Annotated in this window: 1 protein-coding gene, 2 tRNA genes and 1 rRNA gene; all 4 read right to left on the minus strand. The window is 53.7% G+C overall.

Going from position 1 to position 1,731, the window contains the following annotated elements; genetic code table 11:
* Positions 1-401: 401 nt before the first annotated feature.
* The gene (locus tag J7392_RS24085; protein ID WP_209219847.1) at positions 402-1,316 is read right to left on the minus strand and encodes a glycosyltransferase family 2 protein; all 915 of its coding nucleotides are present in this window, start codon (positions 1,314-1,316) and stop codon (positions 402-404) included.
* Positions 1,316-1,391: transfer RNA gene (locus tag J7392_RS24090), tRNA-Ala, on the minus strand. Before J7392_RS24090 ends, J7392_RS24085 begins: the two co-directional genes overlap by 1 nt.
* Before the next feature lie 27 nt (positions 1,392-1,418).
* Positions 1,419-1,495, minus strand: a tRNA-Ile gene (locus J7392_RS24095).
* A 136-nt stretch (positions 1,496-1,631) separates the two neighbouring features.
* Positions 1,632-1,731 (minus strand): 16S ribosomal RNA (locus J7392_RS24100); the annotation flags it as partial.

Raw genomic sequence — 1,731 nt, forward strand, 5'->3', positions numbered from 1 at the left:
AAGCAAGACTTAGCGCCTCGCGCGAAGATCAGAAGCTGGTAAGAAACTGATCCTCTTATTCTGCATCAAAAGCATACTTTACCCGCCCAGACTGTCGTCTGGACAATGAGCGATGCAGATAGCTGCCATCCGTGCAGGAGGCAGCGTCACCGCTCTGGTTAGTGTACTTGACTTGGACAACATATTCGTTTCAGCCGCGATATGCTTGAAAGACCGAGGAAACAGTCCGTCAAACACCGGCCCCGAAGGGCAGCAACTGAGATCATCACCTAACGCGGTGAGATCAAACATGTTGTTAGTATCTCTCTTTACGATGTCAATCACGTGCATCCGCTGGATGCCACGCAAACGTCCAGATTGGACGAGCAAAAGCGCCGTAGCGCTCTTGCTGATCTAATCTATCAGCAGTTTTCGAACCACCTTGGGAGGGTCGTCCGAAACGGGAACTTTACCGATCTGGCACGCAGCACGTTCAGCTTCTCGTCTCGAACCGGATCGCGCTTGATCCGCCGATAGGCGCGTCGCTCTGCCAAGGGCCAATCCAGCTCCTTCAACCCGCGAAAAGCGGCGTAAAAGCGGGAGGCATCTTGATCTGCCTGCGCCCAAGCTTTACCGGGAAGACCTTTGCTACCAGCGTTGCCAATAAGCGTCCGATGCTGGTTGGCATCAATCAGCGCAGCGCTGTTCGCGTACTTGAGATGAACCAAGTAAACACCTTTGGGAAAGGTGAATGACGTGTCATCCAAACGCTCAGGAGCAGTTTGAATGCCATGGCGCACCAAATGCGTTCCACCTCGAACCGCCCAAGCTTTGCTGTAGTGCCCGGAGAAATGCGCATCACGCCTGTAGTGCAAGACATTATCCTGTGCAGTTAGCGTAGGATCGCCCTCCATTTCAGCGAGATTCATTCCCAAAGCAAAGAGTGCAGACGCTCTCTTGCGCGAGGCGAACAGGTCGCTGAAACTTGCGTAACGTTCCGGGTCAAAACATATCAACTCGTCCGCATCCGTGCGGACAACCCAGTCGTATAGCGCACCCAATCCGTCCTGAAGGCCGTTCAGCAGCTGTCCACGAACCCGATCGAAACCAGTCAGGTCATCCCGCGGCACCGTGATCACATTCGCCCGTGGGCAAAGCTCAAAAAACTTCGGATCATTACCATGGGCCACGATGTAAAGATGCTCCGAACCTAGGTGCCGTGAGTAATGCGCGTACCATTGTGATAACGCCCAATAATCGCGGTAAACCATTGTGATCGCACAAATCTTCATGCCTTCTTTTAATCCGTACGGATCAAAGGGGGCAAGAGAATTCATGGTGGAGCCTAGGAGGATCGAACTCCTGACCTCCTGAATGCAAATCAGGCGCTCTCCCAGCTGAGCTAAGGCCCCAAAGGGGTTCTGCAACTGCAGAAGCGATGGTGGGTCGAGGAGGACTTGAACCTCCGACCTCACGCTTATCAGGCGTGCGCTCTAACCACCTGAGCTACCGACCCATACGGGCGGTAGCCCGTGTTCTATTTCTGAAGAGATATGAGGACGGCTCGGTTCTATATATTGACCGGCTTTGTTTGCCGATCTGCTAAGTGTTCCACGAGTTGAGCGTGCTCAACTGGCTAGGAACATCCTTAGAAAGGAGGTGATCCAGCCGCAGGTTCCCCTACGGCTACCTTGTTACGACTTCACCCCAGTCGCTGATCCTACCGTGGTCCGCTGCCCCCAAAAGGTTAGC

The organism is Sulfitobacter sp. R18_1 (assembly GCF_017743915.1).
GTDB lineage: Bacteria > Pseudomonadota > Alphaproteobacteria > Rhodobacterales > Rhodobacteraceae > Sulfitobacter > Sulfitobacter faviae.

What these genes read in the sequence shown, in the direction of transcription:
- J7392_RS24085 (WP_209219847.1), bottom strand. Translation starts at nt 1,316, where the DNA reads ATGAATTCTCTTGCCCCCTTTGATCCGTACGGATTAAAAGAAGGCATG.